Annotated in this window: 18 protein-coding genes; 7 read left to right on the top strand and 11 right to left on the bottom strand. The window is 58.8% G+C overall.

Annotated elements, in window-relative coordinates; all coding sequences use genetic code 11:
* Positions 1–17 precede the first annotated feature (17 nt).
* Together FGF54_RS13000 and FGF54_RS13005 are read right to left on the bottom strand one after the other, a co-directional pair.
* Positions 18–473, bottom strand: a complete 456-nt coding sequence (locus FGF54_RS13000; RefSeq protein WP_020810625.1) for a cyclic nucleotide-binding domain-containing protein — start codon at positions 471–473, stop codon at positions 18–20.
* A 147-nt stretch (positions 474–620) separates the two neighbouring features.
* Positions 621–1,304 carry a response regulator transcription factor gene (locus FGF54_RS13005; protein ID WP_003505216.1) on the bottom strand — a complete coding sequence of 228 codons (684 nt, stop codon included), beginning with the start codon at positions 1,302–1,304 and terminating at the stop codon, positions 621–623.
* Positions 1,305–1,590: 286 nt separating this feature from the next.
* Between FGF54_RS13005 and FGF54_RS13010 the strand changes: the two genes are divergently transcribed.
* A complete protein-coding gene (locus FGF54_RS13010) occupies positions 1,591–2,094 on the top strand; it encodes a L,D-transpeptidase (RefSeq protein WP_142780243.1) in 504 nt (167 codons plus the stop codon).
* Between the two features lie 72 nt (positions 2,095–2,166).
* Here the strand turns inward: FGF54_RS13010 and FGF54_RS13015 are convergent, their stop codons facing one another.
* The gene (locus FGF54_RS13015) at positions 2,167–2,736 is read right to left on the bottom strand and encodes a CarD family transcriptional regulator (protein WP_003505223.1); all 570 of its coding nucleotides are present in this window, start codon (positions 2,734–2,736) and stop codon (positions 2,167–2,169) included.
* Positions 2,737–3,278: 542 nt separating this feature from the next.
* Between FGF54_RS13015 and FGF54_RS13020 the strand changes: the two genes are divergently transcribed.
* Positions 3,279–8,039: an NAD-glutamate dehydrogenase gene (locus FGF54_RS13020; RefSeq protein WP_142779884.1), complete on the top strand. Its 4,761-nt coding sequence runs from the start codon at positions 3,279–3,281 to the stop codon at positions 8,037–8,039.
* A 105-nt stretch (positions 8,040–8,144) separates the two neighbouring features.
* A complete protein-coding gene (locus tag FGF54_RS13025) occupies positions 8,145–9,521 on the top strand; it encodes an MFS transporter (protein WP_142779885.1) in 1,377 nt (458 codons plus the stop codon).
* Between the two features lie 56 nt (positions 9,522–9,577).
* Here the strand turns inward: FGF54_RS13025 and phaR are convergent, their stop codons facing one another.
* Positions 9,578–10,153 carry a polyhydroxyalkanoate synthesis repressor PhaR gene (gene phaR, locus FGF54_RS13030; RefSeq protein WP_003520279.1) on the bottom strand — a complete coding sequence of 192 codons (576 nt, stop codon included), beginning with the start codon at positions 10,151–10,153 and terminating at the stop codon, positions 9,578–9,580.
* Between the two features lie 243 nt (positions 10,154–10,396).
* On the opposite strand from phaR, the gene FGF54_RS13035 reads away from it, so the two are divergent.
* The 4 genes from FGF54_RS13035 to bfr all read left to right on the top strand — a co-directional run bounded on the left by FGF54_RS13035 (position 10,397) and on the right by bfr (position 13,504).
* Positions 10,397–11,578, top strand: a complete 1,182-nt coding sequence (locus FGF54_RS13035) for an acetyl-CoA C-acetyltransferase (protein WP_142779886.1) — start codon at positions 10,397–10,399, stop codon at positions 11,576–11,578.
* Positions 11,579–11,749: 171 nt separating this feature from the next.
* Positions 11,750–12,475 carry an acetoacetyl-CoA reductase gene (gene phbB, locus FGF54_RS13040; RefSeq protein ID WP_142779887.1) on the top strand — a complete coding sequence of 242 codons (726 nt, stop codon included), beginning with the start codon at positions 11,750–11,752 and terminating at the stop codon, positions 12,473–12,475.
* A gap of 266 nt (positions 12,476–12,741) precedes the next feature.
* On the top strand, positions 12,742–13,053 hold the full coding sequence (locus FGF54_RS13045) for a bacterioferritin-associated ferredoxin (RefSeq protein WP_003505234.1): 312 nt from the start codon (positions 12,742–12,744) through the stop codon (positions 13,051–13,053).
* Positions 13,019–13,504 (top strand): bacterioferritin, encoded by a 486-nt coding sequence (bfr, locus tag FGF54_RS13050; RefSeq protein ID WP_003520274.1) that lies wholly within the window; start codon positions 13,019–13,021, stop codon positions 13,502–13,504. Before FGF54_RS13045 ends, bfr begins: the two co-directional genes overlap by 35 nt.
* 42 nt (positions 13,505–13,546) lie before the next feature.
* Here the strand turns inward: bfr and FGF54_RS13055 are convergent, their stop codons facing one another.
* The 7 genes from FGF54_RS13055 to FGF54_RS13085 all read right to left on the bottom strand — a co-directional run bounded on the left by FGF54_RS13055 (position 13,547) and on the right by FGF54_RS13085 (position 20,026).
* Positions 13,547–14,059 carry an RNA pyrophosphohydrolase gene (locus tag FGF54_RS13055; protein ID WP_020811992.1) on the bottom strand — a complete coding sequence of 171 codons (513 nt, stop codon included), beginning with the start codon at positions 14,057–14,059 and terminating at the stop codon, positions 13,547–13,549.
* Positions 14,060–14,105: 46 nt separating this feature from the next.
* Positions 14,106–15,305 (bottom strand): divergent polysaccharide deacetylase family protein, encoded by a 1,200-nt coding sequence (locus FGF54_RS13060; RefSeq protein WP_142779888.1) that lies wholly within the window; start codon positions 15,303–15,305, stop codon positions 14,106–14,108.
* A 62-nt stretch (positions 15,306–15,367) separates the two neighbouring features.
* Positions 15,368–16,696: a S41 family peptidase gene (locus FGF54_RS13065; protein WP_035265249.1), complete on the bottom strand. Its 1,329-nt coding sequence runs from the start codon at positions 16,694–16,696 to the stop codon at positions 15,368–15,370.
* Positions 16,686–18,083 carry a murein hydrolase activator EnvC gene (locus tag FGF54_RS13070; protein ID WP_142779889.1) on the bottom strand — a complete coding sequence of 466 codons (1,398 nt, stop codon included), beginning with the start codon at positions 18,081–18,083 and terminating at the stop codon, positions 16,686–16,688. Before FGF54_RS13070 ends, FGF54_RS13065 begins: the two co-directional genes overlap by 11 nt.
* Positions 18,084–18,242: 159 nt before the next feature.
* The gene (gene rlmH / locus FGF54_RS13075; protein ID WP_035265250.1) at positions 18,243–18,725 is read right to left on the bottom strand and encodes a 23S rRNA (pseudouridine(1915)-N(3))-methyltransferase RlmH; all 483 of its coding nucleotides are present in this window, start codon (positions 18,723–18,725) and stop codon (positions 18,243–18,245) included.
* Between the two features lie 159 nt (positions 18,726–18,884).
* Positions 18,885–19,328, bottom strand: coding sequence for a ribosome silencing factor (gene rsfS / locus FGF54_RS13080; RefSeq protein WP_035236703.1), 444 nt, complete (start codon positions 19,326–19,328; stop codon positions 18,885–18,887).
* A 113-nt stretch (positions 19,329–19,441) separates the two neighbouring features.
* Positions 19,442–20,026: a nicotinate-nucleotide adenylyltransferase gene (locus FGF54_RS13085; protein ID WP_052025747.1), complete on the bottom strand. Its 585-nt coding sequence runs from the start codon at positions 20,024–20,026 to the stop codon at positions 19,442–19,444.
* Between the last annotated feature and the right edge of the window lie 38 nt (positions 20,027–20,064).

Consider the following 20,064-nt stretch of genomic DNA (forward strand, 5'->3'; position numbering starts at 1 on the left):
CAGGCGGAATTCTGGCGTCAGACGAAGCGGTTCTGCAAACGGGCCGCCCCCGCCGCCAGCGACGCGATATTGTCGCGAATACGCGCCGACACGATATCGGCAACCTCCGGAAACTCCTCCACCAGCCGGTGGAAGAGGATGCGCGTTATGCGGATGACTTCGGAATCCTCCGCCGCGACGGCGGTAAACTTCCGTTCGCAGAGCGTGAAAAGCGCCAGCTCCGAAAGCAGCGCCCCCTTGCCCGGCGTCGCCTGCAGCACGGGCTTGCCATCCCGCCCTGCCGTGAAAAGCTCGAAATGGCCAGCCGTCACCGCAAAAGCGCATTCGGCCGGTGAGTGTTCCCGGAACAATGTCTGCCCGGCCGATACACGGCGGCGCTCCGCACCGAAGGCGATAAGCCGCAGCTGGTCATCGCTGAACCCAGCAAATAACGGCACTTGCCCCAGCAGCATGATATCGTCCGTCAAGGCCATGTCGATCGTTACTCCGGAAAAACGCCTGCATCACTATAGCGGTTTTCCAATATCGGCCCTCAAAATACAAGCTGTTAGAACGCCGCGCGCCTTTTCGGACGCGCAGCGTGAGCTTTGGACATGTGACAGGTGCAAAGAGCCCCCTGCTCAGGGAACGATCTTGTATCCGCCGTTCTCGGTCACCAGAATTTCAGCGTTGGACGGGTCGCGTTCGATCTTCTGGCGCAGACGATAGACATGCGTTTCCAGCGTGTGCGTTGTCACGCCGGAATTGTAACCCCAGACCTCTTCCAGCAGGACGTCGCGGGTAACGACGGTGCTGCCGGCGCGGTAGAGATAACGGATGATCGCCGCTTCCTTTTCCGTCAGGCGGATTTTCTTGCCGTCCTCCGTCGTCAACAGCTTCTGGCTGGGCTTGAACTGATAGGGACCGACGGTGAAAACCGCATCCTCACTCTGCTCGTATTGACGCAGCTGTGCCCGGATACGCGCCAGAAGCACGGCGAAACGGAAGGGTTTAGTCACATAGTCATTCGCCCCGGCTTCCAACCCAAGAATAGTATCGGAATCGGTATCATGCCCGGTCAGCATGATGATCGGCGCCTTGAAGCCACCCTTGCGCAACAGCTTTACCGCCTCACGGCCGTCCATGTCCGGAAGGCCGACATCCATGATCAGAAGATCGACCTGGGCGGTCTTGGCGGTCTGCATCGCCTGCGCGGCATTGGCGCCGCTGAGCAGCGAGAATTCCTCATAGGGAGACAATTGCTCGGTCAGCGTCTCCCGAAGATCGTCGTCATCGTCCACCAGAAGGATAGTGCGAGCCGTCATTCGGATTCTCAGCCTTTCTTACTTTAGCGCATCGGCCCAAAAATCAGGCTCGATTTTCGAGAGACACGATGCGTAGTTTAAAAGAGTTAGAGCGTCCCTTATGCATCCCCAAAGACGCCCGGCGCTCTAATTATCAGCCAATTCAGCGGTTTGCCGATAAAAGGTCAACCCATTGCCATGATATAACGAAGTGCTATGACTTCACGTTAAATAACCTGCAAAGCAAAATCTCGTGAAAAACATGAGCACCCAGCCCGTAAGACAACGTAAACGCGCATCGACGCTCATGGTTCGGCCGGCCCCCTCGAAAATCAGCCGCGCCATCGTCCAGCTCGGACATCTCACCTTTCCAGCCGCGATCGGACGCAATGGCCGCACTGCGCTGAAACGCGAAGGAGACGGAAAATCTCCCATCTCGACCATCGGCCTGCTGCACGGGTTTTATCGCGGCGACCGCCTTCCGGGCATCGCCACGGCACTGCCGATGCAGCGAACACGCAAGTCCATGCTGTGGTGCGACGAGCCCCGTAGTCCCAATTACAACAGGCTGGTCAAGGCGCCCTTCGCCCCGAGCCATGAAGAGATGATGCGGAAGGACAGCCTCTACGACGTCTGCCTGGTGCTCGACTGGAATATCACCTCGAGAAGCCGCAACCGCGGCTCGGCAATCTTCATGCATCTGATCAGACCGGGATATGAGCCGACCGCGGGCTGCGTCGCCCTCCATCCCCGTGACATGCGGCGCATCCTGCCACATCTGCGCAAAGGCACGAAAATCCACATCCTGTAAATTTCAGCCTGCAATCGGGCAACAAAAAACCCGCCATCAAGGCGGGTTTTTTTAGAGGGAAAAAGCCGGTTATTAAGCGGCTTCGTCCTGAGAATCGTCCTCTTCGACAGTCTTGCCGCGCTTGGGGCCCTTGGCAAGGTTCACTTCCACCAGGCGAACAGCCTCGGTTTCAGACATCTTGTTGACGGCGGCGATTTCGCGCGCCATGCGGTCGAGAGCAGCTTCATAAAGCTGACGCTCGGAATAGGACTGCTCCGGCTGATTTTCCGCACGGTAGAGATCGCGCACGACTTCCGCAATCGCGATGAGATCGCCGGAATTGATCTTCGCATCATATTCCTGCGCGCGGCGCGACCACATGGTACGCTTCACACGCGCCTTGCCCTGTACCACTTTCAGCGCCCGCTCGACAAAATCGCCTTCGGAAAGCTTGCGCATGCCGATGCTGACGGCTTTGGCGACGGGAACCTTAAGACGCATCTTGTCTTTTTCGAAATCAATGACAAAAAGCTCAAGCTTCATGCCGGCGACTTCTTGTTCCTCGATGGCAGAAATGGTACCGACACCATGAGCGGGATACACAATCGCTTCACCGGTCTTGAAACCGTGATGTGCTGGAGATTTCTTCTGCTGGGTCGTCATTCGTTCTAAAAACTCCCTGTTACATACCCGGGGATGCCGGGGTTGGGTCGGTCAGGCCCTGATGAGACGGGGGAACCGTCAGGTGACTCCGCACTGGTCCAGCCGTGCACGCAAAAACACACCTTCCCGTCTTGCGGGGTTCGATAACGTAAACGCTCGATATGTCACGGAAACCGCGTGCAAAAGAGGTGTTGCTTTCGTGGTGTTTTTGGGCACACAAATGCCACGCTGTGGATCAGTGTCGTTGGTGTACCACAAAAATAGGCGCAAATCAATAATTTGCTTCGACCGTGGCCGCGACATCACATGGCAGCCAAAGAACCGCCTAAAAATTAGCCGCAGAAATACTGTCAAAATGCTTCGTGACAGGCCCTCATGGCAAAAGGAGCAAAAAAATTTCGTTTCCAAACTGAAGAAACACGAAAGCCTCTTAAACTCTTCGTAATTCCACGCCAATATCCGATTCGACTGAAAAGGCAAAATCCGCAAATTGGCGATGCTTTTTTATATTAAAGTGTGATTTTTGGAGGAATCCACGTCAAATGGGCTACAGAAATAATCCAAAACGCGAAAAACAGATCGAAAAAGCGCGCCAGCAGGCAATTGCCGAAAATGTCCAATTTCTTGATCCGGGTATTCTTTATGGAAGGGCAAGCGCCGACGATATAGAATATTATTCCGCCGAGATGCTGGCTGCGAGCGCCGCTCACAGTTTCGAGGCGCTTTCGCACTGGACCGGAGACGCTCCGTACATCGGCATCTCCCAGGTGGAGGGCGTTTCGCCGCGGGATATTCCGGTAACGGTGCTGACCATTATCGGCCGCAATATGCCCTTCCTTTACGATTCCGTCATGGGCGAGGTCACCAGCAGCTATCGCGGTCTTTACCTCGCGGTGCACCCCATCCTGGTGCGCGACGAAAGCGCACAGGCGGGCTATCGTCTTGCGGAGCCCGAGGATGATCCCGCTGAAAATATCAGCCTCATCCAGCTGCATATCGCGCCGCTCACGCCGCAAGCCGCCGCAGCGCTGGAAGAAAGACTACGCTTCGTGCTGACGCAGGTTCAGTTCGCCTATCGCGACTGGCGGCCCATGCTGGCGAAACTCGACGAGGCGCTGGATGAATTGTCCAAGCGCGGCTCGTCACGGCGCAAGACCGAGCGTGCGGAAGCCGTCGAATTCCTCAACTGGCTTCGCAACGACAATTTCACCTTCCTCGGCATGCGTGACTACACCTATTCCGGCAAGGGAAAGAACGCGAAGATCGAGCGCGGTGACGGCGTCGGTCTCGGCAGCCTCAGCGATCCGGATGTGCGCGTGCTGCGCCTCGGCAAGAATGCCGTGACGACCACGCCGGAAATCCTTGCCTTCCTCGACGGCCCGGATTTCCTCATCGTCACCAAGGCCAATGTGAAATCCATCGTGCACCGCCGCGCCTATATGGATTATATCGGCATCAAGCGCTTCGACGAGGACGGCAATGTCATCGGCGAACTGCGCATCGTCGGCCTCTTCACCGCCACCGCCTACACACGCTCGGTCAAGCAGATACCGCTGCTGCGCGCCAAGGTGGCGGAAGTCGAGCGGCATTTCGGCTTCGATCCGAACAGCCACTCGGGGCGTATCCTGCAGAACACGCTGGAAGCCTATCCGCGTGACGATCTTTTCCAGATCGAAGCCGATCTTCTGATCCGCTTCGTCGAGCAGATCATGGAACTGAGCGACCGGCCGCGCGTGCGCGTGCTTGCACGTATCGACCGTTTCGACCGTTTCGTTTCGGCCATCATCTTCGTTCCGCGCGAGGAGTATAATTCCTATGTACGCGAGAAGATCGGCGACTATCTGAGCAGGGTCTATGACGGGCATATTTCCGCCTATTACCCCGCCTTCCCCGAAGGCGCCGTCGCCCGCGTCCACTTCATTGTCGGCCGAACGGAAGGCAAGACGCCGCGCATCGCCCAGGACAAGCTCGAAGACGCCGTCAGCGACATTGCGGCGCGCTGGATAGACCATTTCGTCGCCCTCTCCGAGCCGGGTGCACCGGTGCTGGAGGTCGATCAGGCCTATCAGGAAGCCTTCACGCCGGAAGAAGCGATCGGCGACATGCCGGATATTCTGGGCGCCGCGAAGGGCGAGCCGGTCCGCATCGAATTTTACCAGCAGGAAGGTCAGTCGGCGGAGACGCTATCGCTGAAGATTTTCCATCGCGATGGCCACCTGCCGCTTTCGCGCCGCGTGCCGCTGCTCGAAAATCTCGGTTTCAACGTCATCAGCGAACGCACCTTCGATATCGGCGTCGTTTCGGACGGCGAAAAGCGCGACATCGTGCTGCACGACATGGAACTGTCCGTCGCCAAGGGAACGACGCTCGATCTGCCGCACTATGGACAGAAACTCGAAGAAGCTTTCCTCGCCGCCTTCTCCGGCAAGGTCGACAATGACAACTTCAACCGCCTGATCCTCGCCTGCGGCCTAACCGTGCGCGAAGTCTCCGTACTGCGCGCCTATGCGCGTTATCTCCGCCAGACCGGCATCGTCTATTCGCAGGAGCATATTTCCGAAACGCTCTATAAGTATCCGGCGATTTCCCGCAATATTTTCGCGCTGTTCAAGGCCGGCTTCGATCCGTCCGTCGACGAAAAGAAGCGGCTGAAGAAACTCGCCGAAATACACAAGGCAATCGAAGCGGCATTGAGCGGCGTTCCCAATCTCGATGAGGACCGCACGCTCAGGCGTTACGTCAACGCCATCGACGCGACGCTTCGCACCAACTACTTCCAGAAAAATGCCGACGGTACGCCGCGTGACCTGTTGGCCTTCAAGTTCGATCCCAAGCATCTGGACGGCCTGCCCGACCCACGTCCCTTCCGCGAAATCTTCGTCTACGGAACAGAGGTCGAAGGCGTGCATCTGCGCTTCGGCAAGGTCGCGCGCGGCGGTCTGCGCTGGTCGGATCGCGGCCAGGATTACCGCACGGAAGTGCTCGGCCTCGTCAAGGCGCAACAGGTCAAGAACGCGGTGATCGTTCCGGTCGGCGCCAAGGGCGGCTTCTTTCCGAAGAACCTGCCCGTTGGCGGCTCCCGCGACGAGGTCTTCAATGCCGGCCGCGAGGCCTACAAGACCTATATCCGCACCCTGCTGTCCATCACCGACAATATCGTCGACGATGCGATCGTGCCGCCAGCCGACACACTGCGGCTCGACGGTGACGACCCCTATTTCGTCGTCGCCGCCGACAAGGGAACGGCAACCTTCTCCGATACGGCGAACGGTCTTGCCCATGAGGCCGGTTTCTGGCTGGACGACGCTTTCGCATCGGGCGGTTCGGCCGGTTACGACCACAAGAAGATGGGTATTACCGCCCGCGGCGCCTGGGAAACGGTGAAACGCCATTTCCGTGAAATGGACACCGACATCCAGACCACCCCCTTCACGGTGGCGGGCGTGGGCGATATGTCCGGCGACGTTTTCGGCAACGGCATGCTGCTGTCGGAAAAGATCAGGCTGATTGCCGCCTTCGATCACCGCGACATCTTCATCGATCCGGATCCCGACACCGACAGGTCCTTTGCCGAACGCAGGCGGCTTTTCGAACTGCCGCGTTCCAGCTGGCAGGATTACGATCGTTCGGCTCTCTCCGCCAGCGCCATGATCATCTCGCGCTCCGAAAAATCGGTGACGCTGACACCGGAAGCCGTGGCCGCCATCGGCATCGACAAATCCGTCGCCACGCCCTTCGAGATCATGACGGCCATCCTGAAGGCGCCAACCGATCTTCTGTGGTTCGGCGGCATCGGCACCTACATCAAGGCGGCGGTGGAAACCAATGCCGAGGTGGGTGACAGGGCGAACGATCCGATTCGCGTCAACGCAACCGAGCTGCGCGCCAAGGTCATCGGCGAAGGCGCCAATCTCGGCATCACCCAGAAGGGGCGCATCGCCTATGCGCTTTCGGGCGGGCGATGCAATTCCGACGCCATCGACAACTCGGCCGGCGTGAACTCCTCGGACGTCGAGGTCAACATCAAGATCGCGCTTGCCTCCGCCGTTAACAGCGGTCGCCTGACGATGCCGAAACGCAACCAGCTTCTTGCTTCCATGACGCCGGAAGTGGCGCAGCTGGTATTGCGCAACAACTACCTGCAATCGCTGGCGATCTCGCTGACGGAGCGGCTGGGCCTTTCGAACCGGGAAGAACTCGGCCGCCTGATGAGCGCGCTGGAGGCGACCGGACAACTGAACCGCAAGGTGGAGACCCTGCCGAACAATGCCGAATTCAGCGAAAGATACGCCACCGGCAAACCACTGACCCGGCCGGAAATCGGCGTGCTCCTTTCCTATGCCAAGCTCACCTTGTTCGATGCACTGGTGGCAAGCACGCTTCCCGACGAACCCTATCTCCAGCATCTTCTGGTCGATTATTTCCCGGCCAAGATGCAGAAGAACTATGCAGACGATATCAAGTCGCATCGTCTGCATCGCGAAATCGTCGCCACCGCGCTCGCCAATGCCGTCGTCAATCGCGGCGGCCCGGGCTTTGTGCAAAAACTTGCTGATGCGAGCGGCCTTCTGGCGGCCGACGTCGTGAAGGCTGCGGTGATCGTCGAGGATGGTTTCGGTCTCAAACGCCTGTGGAGCGAAGTCGACGCGCTTGACGGAAAGGTCGGCGGTGAAGTCCAGAACGGGCTTTATGCCACGATCACGCGCATCTTCTCGGATGCGAGCAGGCTTTACCTGCAAACCGGGAGCGCCGGTGCGGCCGCAGGTGACATGGCGACCGAAATCGAGCGCCTGAAAACCGCCATCAAGACGCTATCGCCGGCAGCGGCGAAGTATCGTCGCGAACTCGGCGTCACGGAAATCGACGGCGTTCCTTCCGGTCTTCTGGAGGAACTCGATACGCTTTCCCTGCTCGTCTATGTGCCGGAGATCATGCGCATCGCCGAAAGCGCCGGTACGACGCTTGCCCGCGCCGCCGAAAGCTATGCCACCGTCTCATCGACCTTCCGCGTCGCGCGTCTGCTGGATGCAAGCCAGCGCATCACACCGGCGGATCATTACGAGAGCCTGGCTCTCCTGCGCAGCCAGGATCAGATCTCCTCGTCGAGACGACGGATCGTCATCTCCGCGCTGACCGAATACGCCAAAGAAAAGGACCCGGTTCAGGCCTGGTATGCGGCGGACCGCGTGCGGGTCAACCGCATCGTCTCCGAACTCGGCGCGCTCAGCGACAGCGGCGATACCAACCTTGCCCGTTTGACGGTCGCGGCCGGGCTGCTTGGCGATATCGTCCAGGCACGCTGATCGGCAGCCTTAAAAACGCCATCCGGGTCCCCCCGGATGGCGCCAGACAAGACGGATGCACCCGCATCGCGCATTTTATTTCCCGATTTTCCGATAGGACGATGAATGACTGTCCCTTCCCCAAATGCGGAAACAGTGGTTGCCAAACGCGGCATCTGGGGCTGGGTGATGTTCGACTGGGCGGCGCAGCCGTTTTTCACGGTCGTCACGACCTTCGTTTTCGGGCCCTATTTCGTCGCACGGCTCACCGATGATCCGATTTCGGCGCAGACGACATGGAGCAACATGGCGACGGTGTCTTCGATCATCATCGCCCTCTTCTCCCCCATTCTCGGCTCCATCGCCGACCAGTCCGGCGCGCGCAAACCGTGGATCGCCTTTTTTGCCGTCATCAAGATCGTCAGTCTCTTTTTCCTCTGGTTTGCCGCACCCGGTTCGCCGCTCATACTTCCAATCGTCTGCATGATCCTCGCCTCCATCGCGGCGGAATTTTCCATCGTCTTCAACGATTCCATGATGCCGCGCCTGACCAGCCCGCAAAATGTCGGGCGCATTTCCAATCTCGCCTGGGGGCTCGGTTATCTCGGCGGCATGGTGGTACTGATTGCCGTGGTGACGCTTCTGGCCGCCAATCCACAAACCGGGGTGACCATCGCCGGTATCAGGCCTCTTTTCGGCCTCGATCCCGCAACCGGCGAGGATGCCAGAATAACCGGCCCGCTCGCCGCGGTCTGGTATCTCATCTTCATTCTGCCGATGTTTCTTCTCACTCCCGATGCTGAAAAGGGCTTGCCCTTCGCAGCCGCGATTCGCTCTGGATTGGGGGAACTGAAGATCACGCTGCGCGAGCTGCGCTACCGCCCCGTGCTGTTGCGGTTTCTGATTGCGCGCATGCTTTATCAGGACGGCGTCAATGGCGTGCTCATTCTGGGCGGGGCCTTCGCTGCCGGCATGTTCGGCTGGGCGACGATGGAAATCGGGCTCTTCGGCATCCTGCTCAATATCGTTGCCATCGCCGGCTGCTTTGCCGCCGGGCGCGTCGACCAGAAACTAGGTTCGCGCATCACCATCCTCATCAGTCTGGTACTTCTGCTGCTGGCCACGCTCGGAATCGTCTCGACGGAAAAAGGCTCCACCCTGTTCGGCTGGGTACAATTATCGACCGCAGATAATGGCGGCATCTTCGCCACCGGCGCGGAAAAGGCCTATCTGCTTTATGGTGTGTTGATCGGCCTTGCCTTCGGCCCGGTTCAGGCCTCGTCACGATCTTATCTTGCCCGCAACATCACTGTCGCCGAGGCGGGTCGTTATTTCGGTATTTATGCGCTCTCCGGACGCGCCACCAGCTTCATGGCGACGCTGTCGTTTTCCATAGCAACCACGATAAGCGGCTCCGCCCATATCGGCATGGCGACGCTCATCGTATTTCTGGGATCCGGGTTCCTGCTGTTGCTGCGCGTGCCGGAAAGAACGACAGGCTGAAAGTCTGAAGCAAAAGCCGATGCGGTTTGCTGAAACCGGGCATCGGCCCGACAGGATCAGAGCTGATCGAGCTTTTGCTGCAATGCGCGCAACTGCGCCTTCAGCTCATCGATTTCGGATGCATTCGGCTTGCGGGTTTCCTTGGGCGCCTGCGGCATTGCGAAAGGTGTGAAACCCTGCATCGCCTGCCGGAACAGTTCCGTATTGCGGCGGATCTGCTCTTCCATCATTTGCAGCGGCGCCTGAAAATTGCGGGCAAGCGAACCATCGCCGAAAGCCTTGGCCATATGCTCCTGCATCTGGCTCTGCTGGTCGGAGAAGGTCTTCATCGAATGTTCGAGAAATGTCGGCACGACCATCTGCATCTGGTCGCCGTAATAGGAGATCAATTGCCGCAGAAACGCCGTCGGCAGCAACGTATTGCCGGTTTTGGCCTCCTGTTCGACGATGATCTGCGTCAGCACCGCGTGCGTGATGTCTTCGGAGGACTTGGCATCCTGAACCTTGAAGTCCTCGCCGCGCTTGACCATCTGCGCCAGATCATCGAGCGTTACATAGGTGCTGGTGCCGGTATTGTAGAGCCGCCGGTTGGCATATTTTTTAATGATTGTTTCGCCGTCGTGTTTCGCCATGCCCGCCTCCTCGCGATGATGGTATTTTCTTGTTTTTTGGTGTTATTGCTCTTCCCGGTGCAAAGTGTATGCGCAAAACGAGCCCTCTGACAAATGTTTTGTGCATCGCAACAGTTTGTTTTTTGCGCAGCAATTTTCCGCAAGATTCCAGCGTGATTTAGCAACATCTTTTAAAGCAACTTTCGCCATTTGACTTGTATTGAAAGCTTTGCCAGTCTCCGCCCGCAAGTGAGGAGAAAACTGATGACCCTGCCTTCAATCGTGATTGCCAGCGCCGCGCGCACAGCCGTCGGCTCTTTCAATGGCCACTTCGCCAATACGCCAGCCCATGAGCTCGGGGCGACCGTCATCAGCGCCGTGCTGGAGCGCGCCGGTGTCGCGGCGAACGAAATCGATGAAGTCATTCTCGGTCAGGTCCTGACGGCGGGCGAGGGGCAGAACCCGGCGCGGCAGGCTGCCATGAAGGCCGGCATTCCACAGGAAGCGACCGCCTTCGGCCTCAATCAGCTTTGCGGCTCCGGACTGCGCGCCGTGGCCCTCGGCATGCAGCAGATCGCGACCGGCGACGCGAACATCGTCATTGCCGGCGGCCAGGAATCCATGTCCATGGCGCCTCACTGCGCCCATTTGCGCGGCGGCGTGAAGATGGGCGATTTCAAGATGATCGACACCATGCTGAAAGATGGCCTTACCGACGCCTTTTATGGCTACCACATGGGCATCACCGCTGAAAACATCGCCCGCCAATGGCAGCTTTCCCGCGACGAGCAGGACCAATTCGCCGTCGCATCGCAAAACAAGGCCGAAGCCGCGCAAAGCGCCGGCCGTTTTGCAGATGAGATCGTGGCTTTCACGGTGAAGGGCCGTAAGGCCGATATCGTCATTGATACAGATGAGCATATCCGCGCCGGGGCTTCGCTGGAAACCATGGCCAAGCTGCGCCCCGCCTTCGACAAGGAAGGGACGGTCACGGCCGGCAACGCCTCCGGTCTGAACGATGGCGCCGCCGCCACACTTTTGATGACGGAACAGGAAGCAGGAAAGCGCGGTATCAGGCCGCTCGCCCGTATCGCCTCCTGGGCGACGGCGGGTGTCGATCCGCAGATCATGGGCACCGGCCCCATTCCCGCCTCCCGCAAGGCGCTGGCCAAGGCCGGCTGGTCGATCAGCGATATTGGCCTTGTGGAAGCCAACGAAGCCTTTGCAGCCCAGTCCTGTGCGGTGGTTCGCGAACTTGGCCTTGATCCTGCTATCGTCAACGTCAATGGCGGGGCGATTGCCATCGGCCATCCGATCGGCGCCTCCGGCGCGCGCGTCCTCAACACCCTGATTTTCGAAATGCGCCGCCGTAACGTGTCGAAGGGTCTTGCAACGCTCTGCATCGGCGGCGGCATGGGTGTCGCCATGTGCATCGAAGCACTCTGAAACCGCCACACGACTTGCCAAAAAGCAATTCCGGTTCAGCGGGCAATAGGGTAGAAGCGGCCTCCCATTGGCCGCATTTCTGTGGCCGGTGAGCACGACGAACAAGTTCTGCAAGATATGGAAGCATCCTCGCATATGCAGGCGCTTCAATGACAGGTCATGGAGGCCGATATGAGCCGGGTTGCGTTGATTTCCGGCGGGACGAGCGGCATAGGTGCCGCAATCGCCCGCGCCCTGCAGGCGGCCGGCTACCGGGTGGCCGTCAATTACGCCTTCACGACGGATAGGGCGGAAGTATTCCAGAAAGAAACCGGCATCCCCGCTTTTCAATGGGACGTGCGCGACTATGACGCCTGCGTCAATGGCATAGCCAGGGTGGAAGAGACCTTCGGTCCCGTCGAGGTCCTCGTCAACAATGCCGGCATCACCCGCGATGCGATGTTCCATAAAATGTCGCCGCAGCAATGGCGCGAGGTGATCGACACCAACCTCACCGGCGTGTTCAACATGACCCACCCCGTATGGCCGGGCATGCGCGACCGCGGCTTCGGCCGCATCGTCAACATCTCCTCCATCAATGGCCAGAAAGGCCAGGCGGGGCAGGCCAATTATTCCGCCTCGAAAGCGGGCGATATCGGCTTCACCAAGGCGCTTGCCCAGGAAGGCGCCAGCCGCAATATCACCGTCAACGCCATCTGCCCCGGCTATATCGGCACGGAGATGGTGAGAGCGATACCGGAGAAGGTTCTGGCGGAACGGATCGTGCCGCAAATTCCCGTTGGACGGCTGGGTGAGCCGGAAGAAATCGCACGCTGCGTTCTGTTTCTGGTTTCCGACGAGGCGGGTTTCATCACCGGTTCGACCATGACGGCCAATGGCGGACAATATTTCGCCTGAGGCCGTCGATCCTGCCTTCCCGGCCGCCTGAACCCAGTAAACTTTCCGTGATCTCAGCTTCGATAATTTTGCTGCGCACAAAAACTTGAAGATGAAACACTGGAATGACATGCAGCCTAAACTAATGAAAATACGATAGTTTTTGTATAGTTTAGAATGAGTCTAGAAAATCCTTGGCGACTCGTTAAGAGGTTTTTCTTGACATTTGCTGTCCTGTTTTGGTTTAAGAACGAAAACAACGTGTTGCGTCATACAGGCAGTCCATCATGCTGGTTTGCAGCTGCAATTACATCACCGATCACGATATCCGGGACGTCATCAACGAGCTCCTGGATGAGGACTGTTGGCAGCTGATCGTTCCTGCAAAAGTGTATCACGCCATGGAAAAACGCGGTCGCTGTTGCGGCTGTTTCCCGACCGTTGTCGACCTGATCATCAAAACCACGGAAGAATATCACGCCCGTCGCCACTCGACTGAGGCCGATGTTTTTGATTTTATGTCCCGCCTGAAGCAATTCCATGAAGAGAACAGGAGAGCGGACATTGAAAGGCGACAAAAAAGTCATCGAGCGGCTTAACGAGGCCCTTTTTCTCGAACTCGGTGCGGTAAACCAGTACTGGCTTCACTATCGTTTGCTGGAAGACTGGGGCTACACGAAGCTCGCCAAAAAGGAACGTGCTGAATCCATCGAGGAAATGCAGCACGCCGACAAGCTGGTCGCACGCATCATCTTCCTTGAAGGCCATCCCAACCTTCAGACCGTCGCGCCCCTGCGCATCGGCCAGAACGTCAAGGAAGTTCTGGAATCCGACCTTGCTGGCGAATATGACGCCCGCACCTCCTACAAGAAATCGCGTGATATCTGTTATGAGGCCGGAGACTACGTCTCCATGAAGCTTTTCGAAGAACTGCTGATCGACGAGGAAGGCCATATCGACTTTCTCGAAACCCAGCTCGAATTGCTCGGCAAGATCGGCGAGGAAAAATACGGCCAGCTCAACGCCGATTCCGCCAACGAAGCGGAATAAGCACTGGCGACAGGACAGAAAAGGCGGCCTTGGCCGCCTTTTTTATTTGCCGGAAAGGTGCTGGAACTCCGCCACGACCTGCTCGTATACCGCGCGCTTGAACGGCACGATGAGCTCCGGCAGGCTTTCCATCGGCTTCCAGTCCCACGCGTCGAATTCGGCGGTGTGCCCGGTCGGCGGCGGATCGATCTGGATCTCGCTTTCGTCGCCTTCGAAACGGAACGCAAACCAGCGCTGTGCCTGCCCGCGATATTTGCCCCTGAGGCCGATACCGATCAGTTCAGGTGGCAGGTCATAGTGAATCCAGTCGCTCGCCTCCGCAAGCAGGCTCACCGTTTTCATGCCTGTTTCTTCGTAGAGTTCGCGAATGGCGGCCGTCAGAGGCCGCTCACCGTCATCGATGCCACCCTGCGGCATCTGCCACAGATGCGGTGAGCCATCATATTCGGAATTGCCTTCCTTGATGCGCCGGCCGGCCCAGACAAGGCCCTCGGCGTTCAGCACCATAATTCCCGCACAGGGACGGTAAGGCAAATCTTCTGCTTTGATTGTCATGGGAAACCCGCACTGTCTGAGCGCCAGAAATGGCCGCACGCAAGGTTTACTGCCCTGACTGCCCGGAAACAAGCGCAGAAACACCGACAATCTCGATGCCGCGCCCGCCAGCCTCGCGCGACCACTTGGAGATCGCGGCAACGCTTTCATCGAAAGCCGAAGCAACGCCGATCGCCTGGCCGTTACGCCGTGCAATTCGCTCCAGTTCGTCCAGCTTGCGCAGAATGGCAGCTTCGGTGACTTCGCCATCGAGCAGAATATCGGCAAAACCCTGTGGCGCGGAAATCGCCTTGGCAATACCGCCGCTCAGCGACTGCGCTGAAGAGCCGTCATCCAGAAACAGCAGGCCACGCTTGCCGATGTCGCGCATTACCGGCTCCAGCGCCGCCTGCTCGGCAAGGAAACGCCCACCGAGATAATTCATGATACCGGTGTAATTGGTGATCTTCGCCATGGAACGATGCAGCCGGTCGATGTTGACCTTGGCAGGATCACCCGCCAGCAGGGTGTCCGGGCCGGGATTGGTGCCGGGGTAACCGAAAGGCTCAAGCGGTATCTGCAGAAGGATTTCATGTCCCTGTCGGCGCGCTTCCTGCATCCAGCGCTGCAGGCTGTTGCCGCTGGCGGCAAAACCGAGCGTCACCTCCGGCGGCAGCTCCCGGATCGCTTTTTGCGACCCCGTCTGGCTGAGACCCAGCCCGCCGACCACGATCGCCACCCGCGTGCCGCGCGCGCCAGACCAGGGCCGCGCATATTGCTCCATGGGCCGCAAACCATCCGCACCGACAACCGGCAATCTGCCGAATGCGGTTTCTTCCAGCAGTTCCTCATTGGGTCGCGTCGCCATGCGCGGATCCTGACCATAGGTCTGGCCGCTCATCAACACAGGCCCGTCTCCCTCGCGCGGGCGGGGAGAGTAAACCGATACGACATTGCCATCCGGCATCGTCTCGCGATTGATGTTGGCGCCAGAGCGACCGCTTTGCGGCTGCAGAGCGGCAGCGTCAGCGGGCGCCGTTGCCTCGGCCGCTGGGGTTTCAGGTGTCTTTTCGGCAAGCTGAGGCTGTGCATCCGGCCCGCTCGCCGTCTTCTGCAAATTGCCGGGCGAAAGCGCCGTATAGACGGACAGGCCGCCGATTGAGAAAACCGCAAGCACCGACAGAGCCATAATGACGGAAAAGCGCCGGTTGATACCGGCGCTTTTTTTCTGACGACCCAGAAGCGGTTTTCGCAGGTCCGAAGGCAATGAACGATCCGTCCAAACGGTTGGGCAATAGATGGAATGCGCCGGCTGACCGGCGCACTATCTTACTGCTTGTTGACCACAGCCTTTTCCGGATTCGGCGGGAAAGACGGATCCGTCTTGGTGCCGCGCAACAGGTCCAGAGCATAGTTGAGCTGGATATCGTCCTTGGCTTCCGGCGGAACATAAGCGGAGGAACCCGAACCTTCGTCGGTTTCGCTCTGGCCCTTGATGTGGCCGGAAAGACCGGATTCACCTTCGGTGGTCACCTTGCCCTGCAACTCGGGCGGCAATGGCTGCTCCACCTTGATGTCAGGCTCAATGCCCGTACCCTGGATCGATTTACCCGACGGCGTGTAATAGAGCGCCGTGGTCAGGCGCAGCGCGCCCGCCTCGCCGAGCGGAATGATCGTCTGGACCGAACCCTTGCCGAAGGAGCGCGTGCCGACCACGGTGGCTCGGCGCAAATCCTGCAGGGCGCCGGCAACGATTTCCGAAGCCGAAGCCGAACCGCCGTTGACGAGCACGATTACCGGCTTGCCATCGGTCAGATCGCCTGCCGTCGCGTTGAAGCGGCGGGTCTCGTCGGGGTTACGGCCACGGGTCGAAACGACCTCGCCACGCTCGAGGAAGGCGTCGGAGACATTGATCGCCTGATCGAGCAGACCGCCCGGATTGAGGCGAAGGTCGAGCACATAACCCTTCAGCTTGTCGGCTGGCACATCCGCCTTGATCTTCTTGATCGCCTTTTCGAGATCGTCATAGGTCTTCTCGGTAAAGGAGATGACGCGCAGATAACCGACATTGTCACCTTCGACACGGGACTTGACGGCCCGCACGGCAATGACATCGCGCATGACGGTGAATTCGAGCGGCTTGTCGGCGCCCTGACGGATGATCGTCAGCTTGATCGGCGTCTTGACCGCGCCGCGCATCTTTTCGACCGCCTGTTCCAGCTTCAGGCCACGAACCGGCGTACCGTCGATTTCCGAAATGAAGTCGCCGGCGAGAATGCCTGCGCGGGAAGCCGGTGTATCGTCGATCGGCGTAATGACCTTGACGAGCTCATTCTCCATGGTCACTTCGATGCCGAGACCGCCGAATTCACCCTTGGTCTGGGTGCGCATGTCGTTGGCATCCTTGGCATTCATGAAGCTCGAATGCGGATCGAGCGAGCTCAGCATGCCGTTGATGGCGTTTTCCACCAGCTTCTCGTCATCCGGCGGCGTCACATATTGTGCGCGCACGCGCTCGAACACATCGCCAAAGATCGACAGTTCCTTATAGGTCGAAGGCCCGGCCGCCTGTGCCGGCATGCTCGCCGAATAAATCACGCTCATCGCCGTGGCGCCCATAAGCCCACCGATAAGGAGAAGCGAAACCTTACGAATCATTGTGCGCCCTTCCGGTATTTTTTGCGGTCCACCACGGTTGAGAATCAACCGGTACACCATCTTTCCTGAACTCAATGTAGAGCGTTGGCCTGTCGGTTTCCAGCGCCAATGCTGCTGCACTCGCTACTCTTTTTGCACCCATGGAGGCGATGGGCTCTCCGGAGAACACGAACATTCCCTGCCGCGTCCTCACATTGTCCATGCCCGTCATCACCACATGATATCCATCGCCCGTATTGAGGATGATCATCCGGCCATAACTGCGAAAATCTCCGGCAAACACCACGAAGCCGTCTGCAGGCGCCGTCACGATGGCTTCCGGTCCGCTCGCGACGACAATTCCCTTGGAAAAGTGGCCCGTTCCGTCCGCATCGCCGAAGCGCCGCAGCACCTCGCCCGCAACCGGAACCTCCAGCTTTCCCTTCAAACTTGCGAAGGGATATGCGGGCGCAATACGGTTTTTATCGGGCATTCCAGCCTCGGCCGCGGCCCGCTCCTTTTCGCGTTCCGCCTCCGAAAGACGGGCCAGGCGCTGCTCTTCCGCCCGCGCCTTTTCCATAGCCTCCCGCACCGAGGTAATCTCGCCTTCAAGCGAACTGACCAGCCCCTCGAGGCTCGTCGCCTTGCTCGCAAGCTCTTCAGATCGCTTGCGTTCCGCCTCCAGCTCCGCCGCCGTCTGGGTATTCTTGCGATCGTTTTCGGCAATCAGCAGGTCGAGGCGTTTTTCCTCTTCCAGACTTGCCGTCATCATACCCGTAAGATCGTCCTTTTCGCGAGCGATTGCCTGCCTCAGATCGGTCAATTCTTTGAGAGCGGCGACCAGCTTGTCGGTTTCACCGCGAATGCCGGGCACGACGGCGCCGAGAAGAATGGCGCTTCGCACGGACGCAAGCGCATCCTCGGGCGAGACGAGAAGGGCGGGGGGCGGGTTTCGGCCCATGCGCTGCAACGCCGCCAGAACCTCCGCCAGCACACCGCGTCTTTCCCGCAGCGACGCCTTGACGCCATCCTCGCGCACCGAAAGCTTGGCCAGGCGATCCTCACCGTCGCTGATCTTGGTTTCCAGCGCCTTGCGCCGGGCAGCCGATGCGATCAGCTCTTCCCGGATGCGGGCGCTGTCCTGATTGAGGGAGGCGATGCTTTCCTCAAGCTTCCTTGTCTTGTCTTCCGAAAGACCGATGCTGTCGACCAGCTCCTCCAGATCCTGCCGGTTCTGGTCGCGGCGCTTCTCCAGCGTTTGCAGCGCATCCGGCGACGAATCATCGCCTGCGGCCGGAACGGCGCCCGCATCGTCCCGCGAATAGGTCGGACCGATGCTCATGACGAAAGCAGCAATAACCGCGCCCGCAAGGGCAGCGTGCCGTTTTCGTTGAGGCCTGTTGTCCATGTGAACTTTCTTTGATGCCGAAGCAGAAGCGCCGATATTAGGGATTTTGCCGCGATCTTCCAAGAGGCCCTGGAAAGGCCGCCGCCAAAGCCGTGCGCTGTCAGCGGTGTCGCGGAGCTTCATGTTGAAATTGAGACAATTATCCGAATTGAAACCCGATCAAACGCGATGATAGGGATGACCGGAGAGGATCGTGACGGCGCGGTAAAGCTGCTCGGCGATCAGGATACGAACGATCTGATGCGGCCATGTCAACTTGCCGAGATTGAGAACGGCCGTCGCCTTGTCGTAAAGCGCGGGATCGAGCCCATCGGCTCCGCCTATGGCGATCACGAGGTCTCGCTTGCCGCTATCGCGCAAATCGCCAAAGAATGAAGCAAAGGCAGGACTGTCCAGCGCCTTTCCGCGCTCGTCCAGCAGCACGAGGGCAGCACCATCGGCCAAATGTTTTTCCAGCATCGCGGCTTCTTCGCGCTTGCGGGTCTCCGCATTGGAAGCGCGGCTTTCGGCAACCTCGATCACCCGTGAAAACTCCAGCCCGATCGCCGGGCCGGTCTTTGCCAGGCGCTCGATATAACGGGCCGCAAGATCCTTTTCGGGGCCGGATTTCAGCCGTCCCACCGCAAAAATTGAAATCCGCATCGCAAACCTGCATTCGTCGTGACCCAACAGGGTCACGCTCTTAACAGCATAGCCTGCGGATTCCTATGCGGCCGGTCTGATTTCCGGCCAGAGGCACCGTTTCCGAAGTCACACATGATCTTCGGCAAAAGCGATGCACTCGCTCAAAGGCTCACCGCATCAATGCAGCGTCTCTTCCGGCATGTCCGGCGTCGCCCACATTTTTTCAATGTTGTAGAAGGCGCGGATTTCCGGGCGGAACACGTGAACGATGATGTCGCCGGTATCGATCAGCACCCAGTCTCCGGTCTCGAGACCTTCGACGCGGGCGTTTCCGAACCCTTCATCCTTCATGTCCTTGAGAAGATGCTCGCAAATCGCCGAAACATGCCTGTTCGACCGCCCGGAGACCACGACCATGTAGTCCGCAAGCGCCGATTTTCCGGCAATGTTGAGAGAGACGATATCTTCAGCCTTGGAGTCCTCGAGGCTCGCGAGGACGGTTTCGAGGGCATGGCCGGCGGCATCGGCGCCACTGTCCTGGCCCTTCGGGATAGCAACAAATGCTCTTCCCTTGGCGTGTACTGTTGTCAGAGGTTTTCCTTTCCAAGAATGACAAAACAGGTACTGGCGACGCGATTCTCTGCGTCACACAATGAAGGTGGCATCAAAGCATTAACTTTTCAAGATATGGACCCTTCGACACCCGGCACATACATCATTTGTGATCGAAGGCGTCATTTACGACCGTTGCGCAGCGCCGTGGAGCTGAGCGTGGAGCGCGGACCGTGAATGAAAACCCAGGCAGGGGCCGCTTTTTTCCACAAAACGCCGGCATCGTCCTCATCCACCCGTGCATGGCTGAAGGCCTGCGCCATGGTGGAGGAGAGATAAGAGAGCGTGGAACCTGGCCGATCGATCACGGCAATCGGGAATGTCTCGGCGATCCGCCGCCATTTCTGCCAGCGATGGAAGCTTTTCAGATTGTCCGCTCCCATGATCCAGATGAAACGGACATGCGGGTTTTTCGCCTTTACCTTGGCAAGCGTATTGGCCGTATAGCTCATTCCCAGCGATTTTTCGAAGGCCGTCACCTTGATGCGCGGATCGTGAACCAGCTTTTCGCAGGCGGCGATACGATCTTCCAGAGACGCCAGCTCCGAACGGCTTTTCAGCGGGTTGCCGGGGGTGACGATCCACCAGAGCTGGTCGAGACCGAGCCTGCGCAGCGCAATCTCGGCCACAAGCGCATGGCCGGCATGCGGCGGATTGAAAGAACCACCGAACAGGCCGACGACCATGCCGCGCTCCACATGCGGCATGGTGAGATAACGTCTGTCGAGGCGCTTGTCAGCCGGCA

The organism is Agrobacterium sp. T29, from assembly GCF_006970545.1.
GTDB lineage: Bacteria > Pseudomonadota > Alphaproteobacteria > Rhizobiales > Rhizobiaceae > Agrobacterium > Agrobacterium leguminum.